The organism is Nocardia amamiensis, from assembly GCF_015477605.1.
Classification (GTDB): domain Bacteria; phylum Actinomycetota; class Actinomycetes; order Mycobacteriales; family Mycobacteriaceae; genus Nocardia; species Nocardia amamiensis_A.
The window spans coordinates 1-1,783 of sequence record NZ_JADLQX010000129.1 but is presented as its reverse complement, the minus strand read 5'-3'; the positions used below and the strand labels follow the sequence as shown (position 1 = coordinate 1,783).

Sequence of the window (1,783 nt, the reverse complement as noted above, 5' to 3'; positions counted from 1 at the left end):
AGTCGTCGTCCACGCCGACGCGCGGCACGCCGAGCAGATCGGCGAAGACCTCCGCCACGATCTCCTCGATCGGAGTGGACGGGGCACGGAACACCTTGGCCTCGAAAACCGGCGCAGGCAGCGCCTTGCGATCGAGCTTGCCGGAGGCGTTGACCGGGAACGCGTTCAGCACGACCAGCGCGGCCGGGATCATGTAACCCGGCAGCGCGGTGGCCAGCGCGGCCTTCACCTCATCGATGTCGACGGTCGTCTCGGCCTCGGCCACCAGGTAGCCGACCAGCTGGTCACCCGCGTGGGCGTCGGAGCGGAGCACGACCACCGACTGGGCGACACCCGGCTGCGCCAGCAGCGCGGCCTCGATCTCGCCCAGCTCGATGCGCAGACCGCGCAGCTTCACCTGGAAGTCGGTGCGGCCCAGGTATTCCAGCTCACCGTCGGCGGTCCAGGTCACCAGGTCACCGGTGCGGTACATCCGCTCACCCGGCGCGCCGTACGGGTTGGCGACGAACCGGTCCGCGGTCAGGTCCGATCGGCCCAGGTAGCCCAGCGCGAGCTGATCGCCCGCGAGATACAACTCACCCGCGACACCCGGCGCGACCGGGTGCAGACGGCTGTCCAGCACGAAGACGCGGGTGTTCCACACCGGGCGTCCGATCGGCACCGACACCGTATCCGCGTCCGTCGCTTCGTGATAGGTCACGTCGACCGCGGCCTCGGTGGGGCCGTACAGGTTGTGCAACCGCGCGCCGGTCAGCTCGCGCAAGCGTTGTGCCGTTTGCGCCGGCAGCGCCTCGCCGGAGGCGAAGACCTGCCGTAGCCGCGGCGCGGCGAGACCGTCGCCGTTCTCATTACCCAGCGTGGCGACGAAGACCGAGAGCATCGACGGCACGAAATGCGCTGTGGTGATGTGCTTCTCGGCGATGACCTGGGACAGATAGACCGGGTCGCGGTGCCCATCGGGGCGCGCGACGACCAACCTGGCACCGGTCTGCAACGGCCAGAAGAACTCCCATACCGACACGTCGAACGTGGCGGGGGTCTTCTGCAGCACCGCGTCCTTGGGACCGATCGGGTACTCGTGCTGCATCCACAGCAGCCGGTTGACGATCGCGGCGTGGCTGACCGCCACACCCTTCGGGCGGCCGGTCGAACCGGAGGTGAAGATCACGTACGCGGTGTTCTCCGGCCGCAACGGCCGCGTGCGCTCGTCGTCGGTGATCGGCGCGCCGCTGGTGGCGGCGAAGCCGGGCACCCCTTCGATGCCCTCGACCGAAAGCACCGTCACCTGCGGCTGCGGGTCGAAGTCGAAACCGTCCGCCGAGCGGTAGAGGATCATCCTCGGCCGCGCGGTCTCGATGATGTAGTTGACGCGGTCGGCGGGCTGGTCCGGGTCCAGGGGGACGTAGGCCGCGCCGGTCTGCACCACCGCGTACATCGCGACGACCAGTTCGGTCGAGCGCCGCAGCGCCAGCGCCACCAGCGATTCCGGGCCGACACCCGCGCCGATCAGCTGCCGCGCGATGCGGTTGGCCCGCTCCTGCAACTGGCGATAGGTCAGCCGCTCGTCGTCGAATTCCAGCGCGATCGCATCGGGCGTGGCCGCCGCCTGCGCGTCGAACAGCGAGACCAGCGTGGCGAGCTGGTCCACCGGACGCCCGGTGTCGTTCCAATCGACCAGCACCCGCGCGTGCTCCTCGGGCGCGAGCAGGTCGATGTCACCGATCGGGACGGTCGGATCGGCGGTCACGGCCGCGAGGACGCGATCGAGGCGGCGGGCGAACGC

The 1,783-nt window shown here is 69.9% G+C and carries 1 protein-coding gene; it reads right to left on the bottom strand.

All coding sequences use genetic code 11. From position 1 onward, the window contains the following. A partial coding sequence (locus tag IU459_RS37025; protein ID WP_195134238.1) for an amino acid adenylation domain-containing protein occupies window positions 1-1,783 on the bottom strand: 1,783 nt, incomplete at both ends.